The sequence below is a fragment of the Telluribacter sp. genome (genome assembly GCF_035998675.1).
Classification (GTDB): Bacteria; Bacteroidota; Bacteroidia; order Cytophagales; family Spirosomataceae; genus Telluribacter.
On sequence record NZ_DASYHI010000005.1, the window covers coordinates 17221 to 34242 of the forward strand.

The window sequence follows — 17022 nt, forward strand, 5'->3', positions numbered from 1 at the left end:
TCTGTCCTTTTTTTTTATTTTGAAGAGCTAAAATTTACTGCTTCTCAGTATTCACCAGGTATTCAACGATAGTATAATGTCCAGAAAAAATAACGTACGGTCTTTAGTGGGAGGAATTGCATTGGGTGTAATTCTCATGGGCAGCTGTGTCCCCCCGGCTACGAGCCAGAACAATGAAAAGGGCTTTAAATCCATATTTGACGGAAAGTCGCTCAAAGGATGGGAGGGCGATCCGGCTTACTGGCGGGTCGAGAACGGGAGTCTGATAGGGGAGATTACCCCCGACAAGCCTCTTAAGACCAATTCCTTTATCATTTGGCAGGGCGGACAGCCGGCCGATTTTGAGCTGAAAGGAGAATTTAAAATAACTGAAAGCGGTAACTCCGGTATCAACTACCGCAGCGAGCGCCTCACCGATATTCCGTACGCGCTACGCGGCTACCAGGCCGACATTGACGGTAAAAACCGCTACACCGGTCAAAACTACGAAGAGCGCAAGCGGACTACCCTGGCTTACCGGGGCGAAGTAGCCCGCATCAATCCCTATGAGGGGGAAGCTACTCCCGAGGCTGTAAGATCCAAAACAGCCAGAAATGCCTGGACGGGCAGGACGGTAACCGGCTCACTCGGTACATCAGAAGAACTGCAGACTAAGATTAAGCCGGAGGAATGGAACGAGTTTCACCTGGTCGCAAAAGGAAACCGCCTGCAGCACTACGTCAACGGAGTATTGATGAGTGATGTCACGGACGAAGATACCGTTAACGGAATGAAAAAGGGGCTGCTGGGCGTGCAGGTACACGTAGGACCTCCCATGAAGGTCGAGTACCGCAATTTGCGTATCAAGCAGTAAGTAGTGTTGATCCCCGATTTTGGGTCTAAATTTCCAACTGTGTTGCATCGGTAGTACTTTACTGCTAACTTTTCGGAGCTATAGTAAAGTACTACCTGATTTTTTGACCTCTATGAATAAAATTGGTTTTAATGTACTTGCCTGGTCGGCGGTGGTTTCGGATGATCTATTCCCCATCGTGGACCGTCTTAAAGAAATTGGCTACGATGGTGTAGAGTGTTTTGTGGGAGCGGCCGACGATCCGGCGGCTTACCAGCGTTTCGGAAAGCATGTCAGCGATCTGGGCCTGGGCATGACCGCCGTCACGGTAGTAGGGCCCGACACCAGCCCCATCAACGAATCGGCCGCCGTACGGGCCAGCGCCCTTGACCGCATCAAGTGGAGTATTGACCGCACGCACGACCTCGGGTCGCGGGTCTTGTGCGGTCCTTTTCATTCAGCGCACGCCTTTTTTGCCCAGCACCCCCCGCTCGAAGACGAATATAAATGGGCCGGCGAGGTACTTCACGCCGCCGGTGAGCACGCCGCCCAAGCCAATGTGGTACTGGCGCTGGAAGCCCTCAACCGCTTCGAATGTTACCTTTGTAATACCATGGAGCAGCTAACCCACCTGATCAGGTACGCTGACCACCCCCAGGTGCGGGCCATGTTCGACACCCATCACGCCAATATCGAGGAAAAGAACTACCAGAAAGCGCTGAGTACCATCGCGCCCGTACTGGCCCACGTACACATCAGCGAAAACGATCGAGGTACCCCCGGCGACGGACATATTCCCTGGGACGACGCCTTCGGTGGCTTAGCCGCCATCAACTACCGGGGCTGGCTGACCATTGAAGCCTTTTCCCGCAATGACCCTGATTTTGCTAATTCTATCGGGGTGTGGCGTGAGTATAACGATCCCTGGCATATCGCCGAAAACGGCCTGAGCTTTATCAGGCAAATGAGCGCGAGGCACGGTCTGTAAACGCCCGGCCCGTAACAACAAGTTGTTTCCCGGCTAAGGAGTGGTTCCCCATTTCTTCCGGAAATAGTACCTACCATTCAACCACAAATATAGAATGAGTGCAAATCTTCCCTTTCGTTTTGGTTCAGAGGTATATACCTGGTATATGAGCGGGAACGGAAAAACCCACCAGGGCCGTCTGGGCCACATGATTGAGATCATTGCGCAGGCGGGCTTTACGGGTATTCAACCTATTTTTTCCTGGATGGGCGAACTGCGCGACCCCCAACGGCTGGCCAATAAGCTGAAAGAGCAGGGCCTGGAGCTGGCCGCCCTGTCGCTGGCGCTGGAATGGAACGGGGCGGAGGAAACCGAAGCGGAACGCGCCGAAGCCGACGAGGCCATTGAGCTGCTGCGGCACTTTCCGGGGGCTATTCTGTGTACCGTACAAATCCCGACGGGTCGCCATGACCTGGAAAACCGCCAGCGCAATCTAGTCAATATTGTGAATGCAGTGTCGGCGCGGGCTACGGCTCAGGGTATTCCGTGCAGCTTTCACCCTAATTCCCCCCATACCTCCATCATCCGGACCGAAGAAGATTACCGGGTAGTACTGGAAGGCCTGGACACCTCTGTAACCGGCTGGACGCCCGACGTCGGACATATTATAAACGGGGGAATGGACCCGCTCGAAAAAATGAAAGAATACGCTTCCCTGATCAATCACATGCACTACAAAGACTGGGACGGTGCGCCGGAGTTTGCGCTGATGGGCCAGGGAAAAGTAGACTTGCTGTCTATTACCCAATGGCTCAAGGACCAGAACTATACCGGCTGGATCGTGTGTGAGGACGAAGGAAAAGAAGCCCTGGAAGATCCCGACTACGTTACCCTGCACGATGGCCGCTGGATCAATAATGAGCTTGTTCCGGCGCTTAAGTAGATTTTTGATTGCTGTAAGCTATAGGCTGTAAGCTTTCAGGTTTAAAAAGTACCTTAGTTTACATCGAAATTGAGTATAAATTAAATAACAGCCTAAGGCTTAAAGCATACAGCCTACAGCAGAATAGAATAAACATGCCATTTGTACAAACCAACGGAATACAACTTTACTACGAAGAACGCGGCTCGGGTGAACCGCTCCTGCTGATCATGGGCATTACCGCCGACGGATCAGTATGGGAGCCCCACGTGTCCGACTGGGAGAAGTACTACCGTTGTCTGCTTCCCGACAACCGGGGAGTAGGGAAGAGCGACAAACCTTCGGGCTCTTATACCACCGCCGAAATGGCCGATGACCACGCGGGCCTGCTGGATCAGCTGGGACTGGCGAAAGTCCGTGTAGTGGGGGTATCAATGGGAGGGGCTATCGCGCTGCAACTGGCGCTGCGACATCCCGATAAGGTAAGTTCGATGGTACTGATGTGCCCCTGGGCCCGCTGTGACGCTATGGCTAAAGGCATTTTTGAACACATGGTAGACTGTAAGGCGCGGTTTACGCCCGAAGAATTCAGCCTGTATATTCAACTCCTGATTTTCTCAAAGCAGAGCTGGGACAACGATGAGAAACGCGCCGGGCTGGAAGAGGGCCGCAAACAGGACCCACCTTACCCGCAACCCTTACATGGCCTGGCCGGGCAGGCCGCGGCCTGTATCAATCACCAGGTACTGGACCAGCTGGGTACTATACAGGTACCTACCCTGGTTATTGGCGGTCAGGAAGATATTTTCACGCCGCCCTGGATGGGGCAGGAAATAGCCGAAGCCATACCCGGTGCGGAGCTATTCCTGTACGAGAAATTAGGCCACGCTTTTCATTTTGAAGCAACCGAAGACTTTAACGCCAGAGTGAAGGACTGGCTGCAAAAGCATTAATCTGAAAAAGAATTGATGAACTATACAGAGTTAAGTACCCAAAACTGGCAGGATAAAATAGGTAACCCGGTTCAGCTGGGCGGCATAGAAACCTCGGTTCTGGACAACGGCTCCGGCCGGGGTACCCGCGTCGCCTGGATCAACACCGGTACGGGCCTGCGCTATAAGGTACTGCTGGACCGGGCCATGGATATTTATGAGGCCTTTTACAATCAGCATAGTCTGGCCTGGCTGAGCCACGTAGGTACCACCGCACCCCAGCCGTTTTCGGATGGCGGCATTGACTGGTTACGTACCTTCGGCGGCGGCTTGCTGGTTACCTGTGGCCTATCGCACGTGGGCGGACCCGAGTCGGATGAATACGGCGAACGCGGCATTCACGGCCTGATCAGTAATCTTCCGGCCGAGCTGGAATCCATTATTCAGCCCGACCCGACCCGGGGCCGGATGGAGATGAGCATTACCGGCATCATACGCGAAACCAAAGTGTTTGGGCCAAGTTTGGAGCTGAGGCGGACTATATCGGGTACCCTGGGACAGCCGCAGATACGCATCCACGATGAGGTCATAAACCGGGGTAACGCCCCGGCTCCGCACATGCTGCTGTACCACTTCAACCTGGGCTGGCCCCTGGCCGACGAGGGTACCGATATCCTGTGGAAAGGCTCCTGGCAACCGCGCCACGACCCGAGCCAGCACCGAATCTTTCGGGAAGGGGGTAATTTTCGGAAATGTCCGGCTCCTATGGAAGAGCACTCGGGTGCGGGTGAAGAAGTAGCCTTTATTGAACCCGAAGCTAACCAGTCCGGTGAGTGCGTGTGCGGCCTCTACAATAGTACGTTGGGTCTGGCGCTGACAATAAAGTTTCAGAAAGAGCAGCTCCCCTGGCTCACCAACTGGCAACACTGGGGAAGGGGCGAGTATGTGACGGGCCTCGAGCCGGGTACTCATCCGCCCATCGGGCAGGCCAAAGCCCGGGAGCAGGGAACCTTAATACAGCTCGAACCCGGCGAAAGCCGTAGCTACGATGTCGTACTGGAAGTGCTGGAGCAAACGGAAAGAATACAGGAATTTGTGGGTCAATTTTCAGCATAAACCGGTAGAAATGTAGCGGTAGCTGTTTATTTTATCAACTACCTGTTATTTAGTTTTTTGTTTTTTATAATTATTTATAAGTCAATTAGTTGAAATAGGCTGATGCCTAAGTACCTACTACCTAAAACCTATTTTTAATGGAAACAATGAGTAACGTGAGTGTAGCAGCAAAAGCACTGGAACAGGGCAAGGGTATTCTGCGCCTGGCTCCCACCTGGGTACCCCGGTCATTTTGTGTGCCGGGTCGCAGAATAAAACTACACCCCGACGACTACTACGTACTGGGCGGCGTGCGGGGCGGGATCGACGAGCGCTGGCTTTCTTCTACTACGCCCGCCAAAAACGGCCCCCTGACTGGTGAAAACGAGGGACTGAGTATGGTTGTGTTCAACGATGGTTCGCAGGAAATAAAAATGCTGCTCAAAGATGTAATCGACGAACTGAAGGGCGAGATTATCGGCGACCGCCTCTGGGATGAGTACCAGAGCTGGCCTATGTACTCCAAGTTTTTTGACAACATGGGGCCCCTGCCGCACCACATCCACCACAACGACGAGGAAGCAGCCAAAATAGGCCAGCTGGGCAAGCCGGAAGCCTACTACTTTCCCCCGCAGCTCAACAACCACGGCGGCGATTTCCCCTATACCTTTTTTGGCATAGCGCCGGGTACTACTAAGGAGGAGATTAAGGAGTGCCTGATGAACTTCACCAAAGGCGATAACAAAATTACGATGTACTCGCAGGCCTTCCCGCTCGTGCCGGGTACCGGCTGGGATGTACCTCCCGGTATGCTGCACGCTCCCGGTAGCTTATGTACCTACGAGCCACAGAAAGCCTCCGATGTTTTTGCCATGTACCAGTCGCTGGTCAACGAGGCCATTATTCCGGAAGAGCTACTCTGGAATGGTACCCCCGAAGACCGTAAGGGCGACTACGACCAGCTGATGGAGGTAATCGACTGGGAATTGAATACCAATCCCAACTTGCTGGAAACCCGCTTTATGCGCCCGATACCCGTGCGTGACCAGGCTGAAATGGAAGCCGAAGGCTACTCCGAAAGTTGGGTATGCTACCGCTCCGACGCGTTCAGCGCCAAGGAACTGACCGTAGCGCCCGGTGCCACTGTAACCATTACAGACAGCGCCGCCTACGGCCTGATCATGATGCAGGGCCACGGTACCATGGGTGTATGGGATATCGAAACGCCCGCCCTGATTCGCTACGGCCAACTGACAAATGACGAGTTTTTTGTGACCGAAAAAGCGGCCCGTGCAGGAGTGAAGATCGTGAACAAGTCTACCACCGACCCCATCGTGATGCTAAAGCACTTTGGCCCCGCTAATCCTGATTTAAAATTGTAAATACCTCACCGCAGCGGCGGGCCGCCCCCCTGCCCTTCTCCTGATAGGAGAAGGGAGATATTTCCCTCTCCTTAAAGGAGAGGGACTAAGGACGGTCCGCCGCCGCGGTGAGGTAAAACAACCAAAAGTTAATAAATTTTAAAACCTAAATTCCTACCTACCATGCCTGAAAATAACTATCCTAAATTACACAACGCTACCTGGCCCGGCATAGTGGGCAAAGGCGAAGGCTCCCAGCCGGTAATACCGTTTGATACCATGCTGGAAATGACCGCTAAGGCGGAAGTAGAGGGCAACAAGTTCGACGGCGTAGACCTGGGTTTATTGGGCCCCCACGTTGATATCGACAGCTCAGATGATGACATAAAGCGCCTGGCCGACAAGATTACCGGCTACGGCCTTAACGTAGGCAGCCTGGTGGCGCCCATCTGGGGTGGCCCCACGCTGGGCAGCGACGACGACCGCCGGACTTTTGTTGAAATGGTACGTAAAGCGTGCAACTTTGGCAAGATATTCCGCGAAGCGGGTATCCGTCCGTACGGCGTAATCCGGATTGACTCCGCTACTAATCCTGAAAGCTGGGCCGCTGATCCGGTTAATAATACCAAACTGATCGCCAAAACTTTCCGCGAAGCCTGCGACGTAGCCGCCGACTATAACGAAAAACTGGCTGCCGAGGGTGAAATCTGCTGGGGTGGAATGCACAGCTGGAAAACCATGATTGACACGCTGGAAGCAGTAGACCGCCCCAATATCGGCTTCCAGGCTGATATGTCGCACACGCTGCTGTACACCATGGGTTATAACCGTCCGGAAGACCGCATCCTGCCCGAAAACTTCGACTGGAACGACCGCGAAACGCTGACCGCCGCGCTGAAAAAGCTCACCAACGCCCTGCGCCCCTGGACGCTGGATTTCCACGTAGCCCAGAACGACGGCACCGTCCACGGTACCGGCTCCCACGATAAGACCGGCCGTCACTGCCTCGCCACCGACCCCAATGGGAAGCTGGATGTAGTACAGGACGCGGGTTTCTGGCTGCGCGACGAAAACGGCGAGCTCACCAAACGGCTGAAGCACATCTGCTGGGACGGCTGTATGTTCGATAATGAAGTGATGATGCAGCAGCAAACCTGGAACGACATTCTGGCTACGCTGGTGAAGGTACGTCAGAAGCACGGCTGGTACGAGCCTGAGCGGGAGAATGTAGCCTTGTAAATAGTATTTGCCTCCGGCCGGAAGTTCGCTGCTGGCCGGAGCACCTTTTCTATCCATTCCTTTAACCTTACTTTTCTTTACCAATGAGTGATAAAAAAGAAATCAGAATTGGATTGATTGGCTGCGGACTCATGGGCCGTACACACACAAACGGCTACAAACGCCTGGGCGACTTCTTTTCGGAATACGAGTACCGCCCCGTCCTGCAGGCGGCCTGTTCGCGCAGTGAGGACAAGGTAAAAGCCTTCGCCGAGCAGTGGGGGTATGCCTCCTACGAAACCGACTGGCGGGCCCTGGTAGCCCGCGACGACATTGACGCCATCGATATTTGTACCCCCAACGACACCCACGCCGAAATCGCCATCGCCGCCGCCGAAGCGGGCAAGATGATCTTGTGCGAAAAACCGTTGGCCCGTACGCTGGCCGAAGCGCAGACCATGGTGGATGCCATTGAAAGAACCGGCGTTAAAAATACCGTATGGTACAACTACCGCCGGGTACCCGCCGTAACGCTGGCCAAACAAATTGTGGATTCGGGTAAGCTCGGCAAGATATTTCACTACCGCGCCAACTTCCTGCAGGACTGGACCATCAGTCCCGACCTGCCGCAGGGAGGTACCGCCCTATGGCGTCTGGACTCGGATGCGGCCGGTTCGGGTGTGACCGGTGACCTGCTGGCGCACTGTATTGATACCGCTATGTGGATTAACGGGGGCATTACCGATGTATCGGCGGTCACTGAGACTTTCATTAAGGAGCGCGTGCATCAGGAGAGCGGTAAGGTACAGAAAGTAGGTATCGACGATGCCTGTATTTTCCACTGCCACTTCGACAACGGCTCGCTGGGCTTATTTGAATCTACGCGTTACGCCCGCGGTCACAAGGCGCTTTATACCTTTGAAATCAACGGCGAGCACGCGTCTATCCGCTGGGATCTGCACGACATGAACCGCCTGGAGTACTTCGACCACGACGACGACGGTATCGTACGCGGCTGGCGTTCTATTTTGGTGACCGACAGCGATCAGCCGTACATGGGTCGCTGGTGGATACCCGGTACCAGCATCGGCTACGAGCATTCCTTCGTGCATCAGGTAGCTGATTTCTTCAAGAGTCTGGAAACGGGCGAGCCTTGCCACCCCACGTTCCAGGATGCGCTGGAAACGCAGAAAGTATGCGAGGCCGTGCTGAATTCCGCCGCTGAAAAGAGCTGGAAGGATACCGGCGTAGCCTGGACGGAAAAATAAGCTGATTTGTTCTGCCTTATGCGGTGGTGGCGGGTACCTGAGGGTACCGGGCCGCCACCGCATTTATTGCAGCCTTAGTACCACCTTCTTTTAAGTACCTGTGTACCTATCCAATAGGAGATTAGGTACTTGTTCTACCAGTTTTCAGTGCAGTAAAAATAGGGTTCAGGGTACTTTGGACTCTGGTGCGTCGAATAATTTAGGTACCCGTTCTTTTTTGAAAAAGACATTTATAACTTCCTCTGCCACCGTCTATGAGCCACAGCCCGGACTACCTACTCAGCGTGCAGGGACTTTCCAAGTCCTTTGCCGGGGTGCGGGCGCTGGACCAGGTGCAGTTTCAGCTGAGGAGGGGAGAGGTACACGCGCTGATGGGCGAAAACGGCGCGGGCAAGTCTACCTTTATGCGGATACTGGTTGGGCTGGAAACCGCCGACGCCGGGGAGGTACTCTTCGAAGGCCGCCCATTGAAAATGGACCGGCAGTCGCTGCGGAAGGAGATTTCCATGATTCACCAGGAGATGCTGGTGGTACCTGAGTTGACGGTTGCGCAGAATATTTTTCTGGGTAAAGAGAAAAAGCGGTCTTTATTCGGCTTTCTGCCGGGGTTTACCAATGACCGTACCATGTCCGCCGAAGCGGAGGTACTGTTACAAAGACTGGGTCTGGAGCTGCACCCGGACACGCCCATGAAGTACCTCAGCGTGGCCCAGATGCAGATGGTCGAAATCGCCAAAGCCATCTCCAACGACGCCAAGGTACTCATCATGGATGAGCCCACCTCCGCCCTTTCCGACCGCGAAGTAGCCGCTTTGTTTACCGTCATCGAAGACCTCCGGCAGAAGGGCGTCGCGATCATCTACATCTCCCACAAGATGGAGGAGATATACCAGCTTTGCGATACCATCACTGTCCTGCGCGACGGCCGGTATATAGGTACCCGGCCCGCCGCCGAACTGGACAAAAACCAGCTGATTCAGATGATGGTCGGGCGGGAAATCAATGACCTTTTTCCGGCCTCCTCCGCCCGGCCGGGCGAGGTACTGCTGTCCGTCCGGGGGCTGAGCCGCAGCGGGAAATTCATCAACATTACTTTTGAAGTACATAGGGGAGAGGTACTCGGTATAGCCGGACTGATGGGAGCGGGCCGCACCGAAATAGCCCGGGCGCTGGTGGGGCTGGACAAGCCTACGGCGGGCGAGGTGTACTTCAAAGGAGTGCTTACCCCAATTGATTCTCCCCGCGAGGCCATCCGGCGGGGCATCGGGTACGTCAGCGAAGACCGCAAAGGTTTTGGTTTCATTCCCGCGCTTTCCGTAGTACATAACCTGACGCTTTCCAGCCTGCCGCGCCACCGCCGGGGGCTTTTTATAAGTACCCCAAGCGAAACGAGCGCGGCGGAGGCCATGATCCGGGAGCTACGCATAAAAGTAGCCGGACCGGACCAGAAGGTACTTGAGCTGAGCGGCGGCAACCAGCAGAAAGTAGTACTTGGTAAGGTACTGCTGACGGACCCGGAGCTGATTATCCTGGACGAGCCTACCCGGGGAATTGACATTGGGGCCAAGCAGGAAATTTACAAGCTCATTACCCGGCTGACCGAAGCGGGTATGGCCGTAATCCTGATTTCGTCCGAGCTTCCCGAACTACTCGGTCTGTGCGACCGCGTACTGGTGGTGTCCAAAGGAAGACAAACCGCGCTGCTTTCCAAAGAAGAAATAACCCAGGAAACCATCATGAAGCACGCGATGGAATTTTCTAAACCCGCTGACCTACTACTAAACGAGGAATGAAAAATACAGTCACTGCCTATTTCAACCGCTCCGCGGAGCGCACCGTCGTCCAGCGGCGAAGTATCGGCAAGTACGGGCTGCTGCTGGCCTTTATCCTGCTCTGCGTGCTGCTGTCGCTGCTGACGCCCCGCTTCCTGACCGTCGCCAATCTGACCATTATCGTCACGCAGGTATCTATCAACGCCCTGCTGGCTTTTGGCGTCACGTTTGTGATCCTGACCGGCGGCATTGACCTGTCTCTGGGCTCTATGGTGGCCGTAACGGGCGTAGTGGCAGCTACCTTCGCCCATCCGGATACCTACCCGCTTGTAGTACCTATCGGGGTAGGCTTACTGGCGGGGGTACTTTTCGGGGCGCTTAACGGCTTCGTCATTACCCGCAGCCGGGTTGCTCCCTTTATCGTCACGCTGGGTACCATGACCATCGGCCGCGGCCTGGCTCTCATCATCAGCAAGGGCCGGCCCATCTCCAACCTCTCCGATGGGTTCAACTTCATCGGGGGCGGGCACTTATTCGGTATCCCTTTCCCAATCATTATCCTGCTAATCGCCTTTGGTGTCTGTTCGCTGATTTTGAATAAAACAGTCCTGGGCCGCTACATCTACGCCATCGGGGGCAACGAGCAGGCCGCCCGCGCGTCGGGAATTCAGGTAAGCCGGGTCAAAATGTGGGTCTACACCATCAGCGGGCTGCTGGCCGCCGTGGCCGGTATCGTACTTACTTCCCGCATTACCACCGGCCAGCCTAATGCCGGCGTTGGGTTTGAACTCAGTGCCATTGCGGCGGCTATCATAGGCGGTACCAGTACTTCGGGGGGCAGCGGTACCATGGCGGGTACCTTCATCGGCGCTCTGCTCATCGGGGTCATCAGCAACGGCCTCGACCTGCTCAACGTCACCTCCTACTACCAGCAGGTAGTTATGGGTGCTATCATCATCGGAGCCGTGGTATTGGATGGCCTGAACCGGAAACGGTTATAGACTTTGCCTGACACATAATTTAAAAAAGTACCTTTGCGTTGCTGATTTATTTTGAGGCGATGAATTAAAAAGTAACTCCATTACGCCAAAGCGGCAACAAAAGGACCCTTCCCAAAGTTAAGTGGGAGCACTTGACGTATACAAGCCACAGGAAGCAGTAGAAAGTACCCGGGTACTACAAAACTTTGGAAATCATTAGCAATTAACTTTCACTTAACTTTTCTATTGAAAATCTTTACATGAGCGAAGAAGAAGAAATGGACAATGCTGCAGCACGACCCATTGCCATCGAAGAACAGTTTCGCATCATGGCTGATACGGCCCCGGTGATGATATGGATTTCCGGAACGGATAAACTATGCTATTTCTTTAATCAGGGGTGGCTGAATTTTACCGGACGCAGTATGCAGGAGGAATACGGAAATGGATGGGCCGAAGGCGTTCATCCTGATGATTTTGATCGCTGCCTGCATATTTACATCAGCCATTTTGATCAGCAAAAAGAATTTAAAATGGATTACCGCCTCCGCAGGTACGATGGGACTTACCGCTGGATTCTGGACCACGGGGTACCGCGCTACACCGCTACCGGCGAGTTTGCGGGATTTATTGGCTCCTGTGTGGACATAGAAGAGAAAAAGCAGGTTGAGGAGAATCTGGAAAAGATAGTACTCCAAAGGACCAGGGAACTCCAGCAGGCTATTAACGAACTGCAACGATCGAATAAAGAACTGGAACAGTTTGCCTACGCAGCTTCTCATGACCTGAAAGAGCCAGTGCGGAAAATACTGATTTACAGCGAATCTATCCTTTCCGGCCCCAATACTTCGGAAAAGTCGGTGGCTAAAATTCAGGATGCGGCCCGGAGAATGACAGCCTTAATGGACAATCTTCTGGATCTTTCCAAAGTGGTACGGGATGAGAAATTATTCCGGGAGGTGGATCTGAACGAAGTACTTAGTGAGGTGAAAAATGATCTGGAACTATCTATCGCTGAAAAAGGGGCCCTGGTAACCAATGATAAGCTCCCCACCATCAAGGCCATTCCGGCGCAGATGCGGCAGCTTTTTCTAAACTTAATGAGCAACGCCCTCAAATACAGCAAAGAAAGTATTTCTCCGAAGGTCCATATTTCAGCAGACATAGTTCAAAGCCCGAATCGGAATGTTTCATACACGTTTGATCCAGGGAAAAGATACGTGGAAATAAAAGTGGCGGATAATGGTATTGGCTTTGAGCCTCAGTTTTCAGAAAAAATCTTCGCTATTTTTCAGCGGCTCCATTCAGCAGAAAAGTTTCCGGGAACGGGCATTGGGCTGGCTCTATGCAAAAAAGTGGTGCAAAACCACGAAGGAGAAATCTTTGCTGAATCAAGTGTGGGCAAAGGGGCTACTTTCCGGATTATATTGCCGCAGGTGTAGCAGTACTCCCGCTTCCTGATACCCCGGTTTTTAAAATCCATTATGCTCTCTGATTTGTAAAAAATACTCCCGGCTGCCCCAGTCAACTCCTTTGCGAAAACAGGGGTAAATCGTATAAAACTTTATCTTTGGCTTGTATACCGGCTACCTGGTCGGGAATAGGTGCCATTTTGCCTTTTTTATCTAAATTAACCCGTATCTCGTACCATGAAAAGTACCCCTTCTATTCTTCTTCAGATTAGCATTCTGTTCCTGGGCCTTGCCATAGCAGGCTGCAACCAATCCGGCGACACGGGCGGACAAGACAAAGTTGTAGTAGGCGTATCCATGCTGAGTATGCAGAATGAATTTATCGTGAACGTGGCCGATGAAATAGAAAAGAAGGCGGAAGAAATGGGCGTGGAACTGATCACGGTCGACGCCGAGCGCTCGGCGCTGAAGCAGATCGAACAGGTCGAAAGCTTCATTGCCCAGGGCGTGGACGCCATCATCATGAATCCCTGCGAGGTAGAGGCCAGTTCACCGGCGGTTGCCAAAGCTTTGGCCGCCAAGGTACCTATCATCAACGTCAACTCCGCCACCAGCGCCACACCTACCGCCTTCATCGGCTCCGACGACGTGGAGTCGGGCCGGATAGCCATGGAGTACATTGCTCAACGGCTGGGTGGTAAAGGCAATGTTATCATGATTCACGGGTACATGGGCCAGGCCGCCCAAATTCAGCGGGAGCAGGGCGCGCGCGAAGTACTCAGCAAGTACCCCGGTCTGAAACTCATTGCCCACCAGACCGGCGAATGGGACCGCGCCAAGGCCATGTCGCTCACCGAAAACTGGATTCAGTCGTACGGCGGACAAATCAACGCCGTGTTTGCCCATAATGACGAGATGGGTATGGGAGCCGTAAAGGCCCTCGGCGACGCCGGTATGAAGGACAAGGTAGTAGTAGTCAGTATTGATGCCATTCCGGATGCGCTGCAGGCCGTGAAGAAAGGTACCCTCGACGCCACCGTTTTTCAAAATGCCGAGCAACAGGGTTCCCAGGCCATCGAAACGGCCATTAAAATCGTAAAAGGTCAACCTTATGACCAACAGGTACTGGTACCTTTTCAATTGGTGACGAAGGAGAATGTGGGCCAGTATATGAAGTAGCCGGTTGGAAGCTAACCCGTGCCACGGTTTCAAACCATGGCACGGGTCAGCTTCTAACTGCTCCGCTACCGCCAGTTTGCAACCTCCGCTACGGCCAGTCTGTGACCGCGCGGCGTCCGCTGGTGGTAAAAGAGGGTGGGGTATATTTTGTCACCATGACCGTTGTCGGCTGGATTGATCTGTTTACTCGCAAGGAGTATCGGGATATTTTCCTCGAAAGCGTACGCTACTGCCAGAAAGAAAAAGGTTTGGTTGTATATGCCTGGTGCATCATGTCTAACCATATTCACCTAATCTTAAGAGCGGAAGAGGAGAATCTTTCGGATGTAATTCGTGATCTTAAAAAGTTTACGAGCAAAAAGTTTTTTGCTGCTATTGAGGCGAATCCGGAAGAAAGTCGACGCAATTGGATGCTCGCCATATTTCGTAAGAGTGGTGAGTTCAACAATAATAACGTTAATTTTCAGGTGTGGCAGCAGCACAATCAGCCCATTGAATTGTATTCGCCTGCTGTACTCGAACAAAAGCTTAATTATATTCACGAAAACCCCGTGAAAGCGGGCTGGGTAGAAAATTCGTGGGAATACCTGTACAGTAGCGCCCGTGATTATGCAGATCAAAAAGGATTACTGATGATTGAGTTGATTTAGTATTTTGGATGCTACAGTCTTAGACTGTGATTATGTTTAGCCACCAGCGGACGTCGCGCGGTCGCAGACTGGCGGCAGCAGAGGAAAACGACCGCTTTCTTTACTGTTTTTAATTTTATCCCAACTACCCATATCAACAATTAGAAGTTTTAACAGCAGGGTATAAGGAAAGATATTGATAAAAAGGCATATTTGACTATCAAATTACTTTTTAACCTTGATCTAGGTACCATTTATAATGAGTAATAGCTCTAATTCTCAAAAATCAATAGAAGTAAGAACCTCTGTCGGAGGCATGAGTTCACTATTGGTTATGTTTCTAATTGGTGATTTCTTGTTCTTTTTTTGGGATATGGAAACAAATAGTTTAACATTACCAGCCTTTTTTCTTCATTATGTTTCAGTTGTACCTATAATCTTCTTTGTAGTGCTCAATAGTATAACATTTTACCTTATATATAAAATTTTAGACCAAAAGGTAAAACTTAAAGTAAATAATGAAGGAATTTGGAACATAGAATATGGTCTTGTTCAATGGAGTAATATATTCTCTTTTCAAAGTGAAAGAGAATATATCCGCCCGGGAAATACATACTTCTTAAAGCTTGTATTAAGAGATAATTCTGAAATTAACATTTCAGACAAAACAGCCATGTCTTCCAAAAGCATCTTGAAATATCTACCCCTAATTTCCCAGGAAGAAAATGTTTTGTCTATTAGTTACTATGATTTGGAAATGAGTGAACCCTTTCCAAAAGTCAGACGTATAGTAGAACACTATGCAGAAATGTATAATATACTAGATTTGGGACACTTAAATGATTAATAAGAACCCTGTTAAAGCGGGCTGGGTAGAAAACTCGTGGGAATACTTGTATAGTAGCGCCCGTGATTATGCAGATCAAAAAGGATTACTATCGATTGAGTTGATTTAGTATTTTGGATACTACAGTCATAGACTGTGATTATGTTTAGCCACCAGCGGACGCCGCGCGGTCGCAGACTGGCGGCAGCAGGTTTTTTTTATTACTATTAGTTTTCTTCACAATGAGATATATCTGTATTCTGGCACTTGCCTTTTTTTGCCTGACCTCAACTATCCACGCACAGCAAAACCAGAATAATGTTTTCCCCGACGGCACCCCCATGTCCGACTGGTTTCTGGATTATACGAAAGTAAAACTGAGTAGTTTGGGAAAGCAGTTTGTCATTACTGACTTTGGTGTCAAACGGGATAGTACCCTGGTGCAGACGCGGGCTATTCAGAAAGCTATTGACGAAGCTGCCAGGCGGGGCGGAGGCGTAGTGGTAATCCCGAAGGGTACCTTCATGAGCGGAGCCCTTTTCTTCAAGCCCAAAACCCACTTGTACGTTTCCGAAGGAGCCAAACTGAAAGGCTCGGATAACATTGCGGACTATCCCAGCATGCCTTCGCGGATGGAAGGACAAAGCCTCGAGTACTTTCCGGCCCTGGTCAATGCCTACGGCGTGAATGGATTTACCATATCGGGCAAAGGTACCCTGGATGGCAACGGACTCAAGTACTGGGAAGCTTTTTGGCAGCGGCGCAAGGAGAATCCGCAGTGTACCAATCTGGAAGTAAGCCGGCCGCGGCTGGTCTTTATCTGGAACAGCAATGACGTGCAGGTACAGGACGTAAACCTGCACAATGCGGGTTTCTGGACCAGCCACTACTACAAGTGCTCCAACGTAAAAATTCTAGATCTGCACATTTCTTCGCCCCATTCTCCGGTCAAAGCACCCAGCACCGATGCCATTGATATTGATGCCTGTACCAATGTGCTGATCAAGGGCTGCTACATGTCCGTCAACGACGACGCCATCGCGTTGAAGGGCGGCAAAGGTCCCTGGGCTGACACCGACTCTACCAACGGGGCTAACAAAAATATCCTGATCGAGGACTGTGAATTTGGCTTTTGCCACGCGGCCCTGACCTGCGGAAGCGAAGCCATTCACAATAAAAATATCGTGATGCGAAACTGCAACGTGCAGGAGGCCATGCGGGTATTGTGGCTCAAAATGCGCCCCGACACTCCTCAGAAGTATGAGTACATAAGGGTAGAAAATATTACGGGTCAGGCCCATAGCCTGATCTACGTGAAGCCCTGGACACAATTCTTCGACCTGAAAGGCCGTAAGGAGGTACCTTTATCGTACTCGGAACACATTACGCTGAAAAATATTGACATGAAATGTGCGGTTTTCTTTGACATCGCCATCACCGAATATGACAAATTAGCGCAATTCAGCTTTGAAAATTTGAAAATAGAAGCCAAAAACGGTACCTACAACAAGAGCATCATCAACGGCCTTACTTTTAAAAATGTGGTGGTGAATGGGAAACAGGTACATTGAAGTTTGTTCCGCGGTCTGAGTACTTCGGAGAGAAAGCTCGTGGCAGTACCTGTACAGT

At 51.8% G+C, this 17022-nt stretch carries 15 protein-coding genes; all 15 read left to right on the forward strand.

The features are described 5' to 3' along the window. Positions 1–136: 136 nt before the first annotated feature. The 15 genes from VGN67_RS01350 to VGN67_RS01420 all read left to right on the forward strand — a co-directional run bounded on the left by VGN67_RS01350 (position 137) and on the right by VGN67_RS01420 (position 16964). Positions 137–853 carry a DUF1080 domain-containing protein gene (locus VGN67_RS01350; protein WP_327485013.1) on the forward strand — a complete coding sequence of 239 codons (717 nt, stop codon included), beginning with the start codon at positions 137–139 and terminating at the stop codon, positions 851–853. 112 nt (positions 854–965) lie between these two features. Further along, positions 966–1820, forward strand: a complete 855-nt coding sequence (locus tag VGN67_RS01355) for a sugar phosphate isomerase/epimerase family protein (RefSeq protein WP_327484959.1) — start codon at positions 966–968, stop codon at positions 1818–1820. A gap of 94 nt (positions 1821–1914) precedes the next feature. Further along, positions 1915–2742 carry a sugar phosphate isomerase/epimerase family protein gene (locus VGN67_RS01360; protein ID WP_327484960.1) on the forward strand — a complete coding sequence of 276 codons (828 nt, stop codon included), beginning with the start codon at positions 1915–1917 and terminating at the stop codon, positions 2740–2742. A 134-nt stretch (positions 2743–2876) separates the two neighbouring features. Then, positions 2877–3674: an alpha/beta hydrolase gene (locus VGN67_RS01365; protein WP_327484961.1), complete on the forward strand. Its 798-nt coding sequence runs from the start codon at positions 2877–2879 to the stop codon at positions 3672–3674. Between the two features lie 15 nt (positions 3675–3689). Continuing rightward, complete coding sequence (locus tag VGN67_RS01370; RefSeq protein WP_327484962.1) at positions 3690–4769, forward strand: aldose 1-epimerase family protein; 1080 nt, start codon at positions 3690–3692, stop codon at positions 4767–4769. Between the two features lie 137 nt (positions 4770–4906). Continuing rightward, positions 4907–6130: a hypothetical protein gene (locus VGN67_RS01375; RefSeq protein ID WP_327484963.1), complete on the forward strand. Its 1224-nt coding sequence runs from the start codon at positions 4907–4909 to the stop codon at positions 6128–6130. Between the two features lie 162 nt (positions 6131–6292). Further along, positions 6293–7348 (forward strand): sugar phosphate isomerase/epimerase family protein, encoded by a 1056-nt coding sequence (locus VGN67_RS01380; RefSeq protein ID WP_327484964.1) that lies wholly within the window; start codon positions 6293–6295, stop codon positions 7346–7348. Positions 7349–7431: 83 nt separating this feature from the next. Then, on the forward strand, positions 7432–8595 hold the full coding sequence (locus tag VGN67_RS01385; protein WP_327484965.1) for a Gfo/Idh/MocA family oxidoreductase: 1164 nt from the start codon (positions 7432–7434) through the stop codon (positions 8593–8595). Between the two features lie 254 nt (positions 8596–8849). Beyond that, positions 8850–10388: a sugar ABC transporter ATP-binding protein gene (locus VGN67_RS01390; RefSeq protein ID WP_327484966.1), complete on the forward strand. Its 1539-nt coding sequence runs from the start codon at positions 8850–8852 to the stop codon at positions 10386–10388. Beyond that, positions 10385–11368: an ABC transporter permease gene (locus VGN67_RS01395; RefSeq protein WP_327484967.1), complete on the forward strand. Its 984-nt coding sequence runs from the start codon at positions 10385–10387 to the stop codon at positions 11366–11368. Before VGN67_RS01390 ends, VGN67_RS01395 begins: the two co-directional genes overlap by 4 nt. A 239-nt stretch (positions 11369–11607) precedes the next feature. Then, positions 11608–12789 carry a sensor histidine kinase gene (locus VGN67_RS01400; RefSeq protein ID WP_327484968.1) on the forward strand — a complete coding sequence of 394 codons (1182 nt, stop codon included), beginning with the start codon at positions 11608–11610 and terminating at the stop codon, positions 12787–12789. A 207-nt stretch (positions 12790–12996) separates the two neighbouring features. Continuing rightward, the gene (locus VGN67_RS01405; protein ID WP_327484969.1) at positions 12997–13938 is read left to right on the forward strand and encodes a sugar ABC transporter substrate-binding protein; all 942 of its coding nucleotides are present in this window, start codon (positions 12997–12999) and stop codon (positions 13936–13938) included. Positions 13939–14039: 101 nt separating this feature from the next. Next, the gene (locus VGN67_RS01410) at positions 14040–14588 is read left to right on the forward strand and encodes an REP-associated tyrosine transposase (protein ID WP_327484970.1); all 549 of its coding nucleotides are present in this window, start codon (positions 14040–14042) and stop codon (positions 14586–14588) included. Between the two features lie 238 nt (positions 14589–14826). After that, positions 14827–15414, forward strand: a complete 588-nt coding sequence (locus VGN67_RS01415; protein ID WP_327484971.1) for a hypothetical protein — start codon at positions 14827–14829, stop codon at positions 15412–15414. 221 nt (positions 15415–15635) lie between these two features. Then, complete coding sequence (locus tag VGN67_RS01420; protein ID WP_327484972.1) at positions 15636–16964, forward strand: rhamnogalacturonidase; 1329 nt, start codon at positions 15636–15638, stop codon at positions 16962–16964. Positions 16965–17022: the final 58 nt, after the last annotated feature.

Coding starts and splice junctions, on each gene's coding strand:
- VGN67_RS01355 (WP_327484959.1), top strand. CDS start 966: ATGAATAAAATTGGTTTTAATGTACTTGCCTGGTCGGCGGTGGTTTCG.
- VGN67_RS01375 (WP_327484963.1), top strand. CDS start 4,907: ATGGAAACAATGAGTAACGTGAGTGTAGCAGCAAAAGCACTGGAACAG.
- VGN67_RS01395 (WP_327484967.1), top strand. CDS start 10,385: ATGAAAAATACAGTCACTGCCTATTTCAACCGCTCCGCGGAGCGCACC.
- VGN67_RS01380 (WP_327484964.1), top strand. CDS start 6,293: ATGCCTGAAAATAACTATCCTAAATTACACAACGCTACCTGGCCCGGC.
- VGN67_RS01405 (WP_327484969.1), top strand. CDS start 12,997: ATGAAAAGTACCCCTTCTATTCTTCTTCAGATTAGCATTCTGTTCCTG.
- VGN67_RS01360 (WP_327484960.1), top strand. CDS start 1,915: ATGAGTGCAAATCTTCCCTTTCGTTTTGGTTCAGAGGTATATACCTGG.
- VGN67_RS01400 (WP_327484968.1), top strand. CDS start 11,608: ATGAGCGAAGAAGAAGAAATGGACAATGCTGCAGCACGACCCATTGCC.
- VGN67_RS01365 (WP_327484961.1), top strand. CDS start 2,877: ATGCCATTTGTACAAACCAACGGAATACAACTTTACTACGAAGAACGC.
- VGN67_RS01350 (WP_327485013.1), top strand. CDS start 137: ATGGGCAGCTGTGTCCCCCCGGCTACGAGCCAGAACAATGAAAAGGGC.
- VGN67_RS01420 (WP_327484972.1), top strand. CDS start 15,636: ATGAGATATATCTGTATTCTGGCACTTGCCTTTTTTTGCCTGACCTCA.
- VGN67_RS01385 (WP_327484965.1), top strand. CDS start 7,432: ATGAGTGATAAAAAAGAAATCAGAATTGGATTGATTGGCTGCGGACTC.
- VGN67_RS01415 (WP_327484971.1), top strand. CDS start 14,827: ATGAGTAATAGCTCTAATTCTCAAAAATCAATAGAAGTAAGAACCTCT.
- VGN67_RS01390 (WP_327484966.1), top strand. CDS start 8,850: ATGAGCCACAGCCCGGACTACCTACTCAGCGTGCAGGGACTTTCCAAG.
- VGN67_RS01370 (WP_327484962.1), top strand. CDS start 3,690: ATGAACTATACAGAGTTAAGTACCCAAAACTGGCAGGATAAAATAGGT.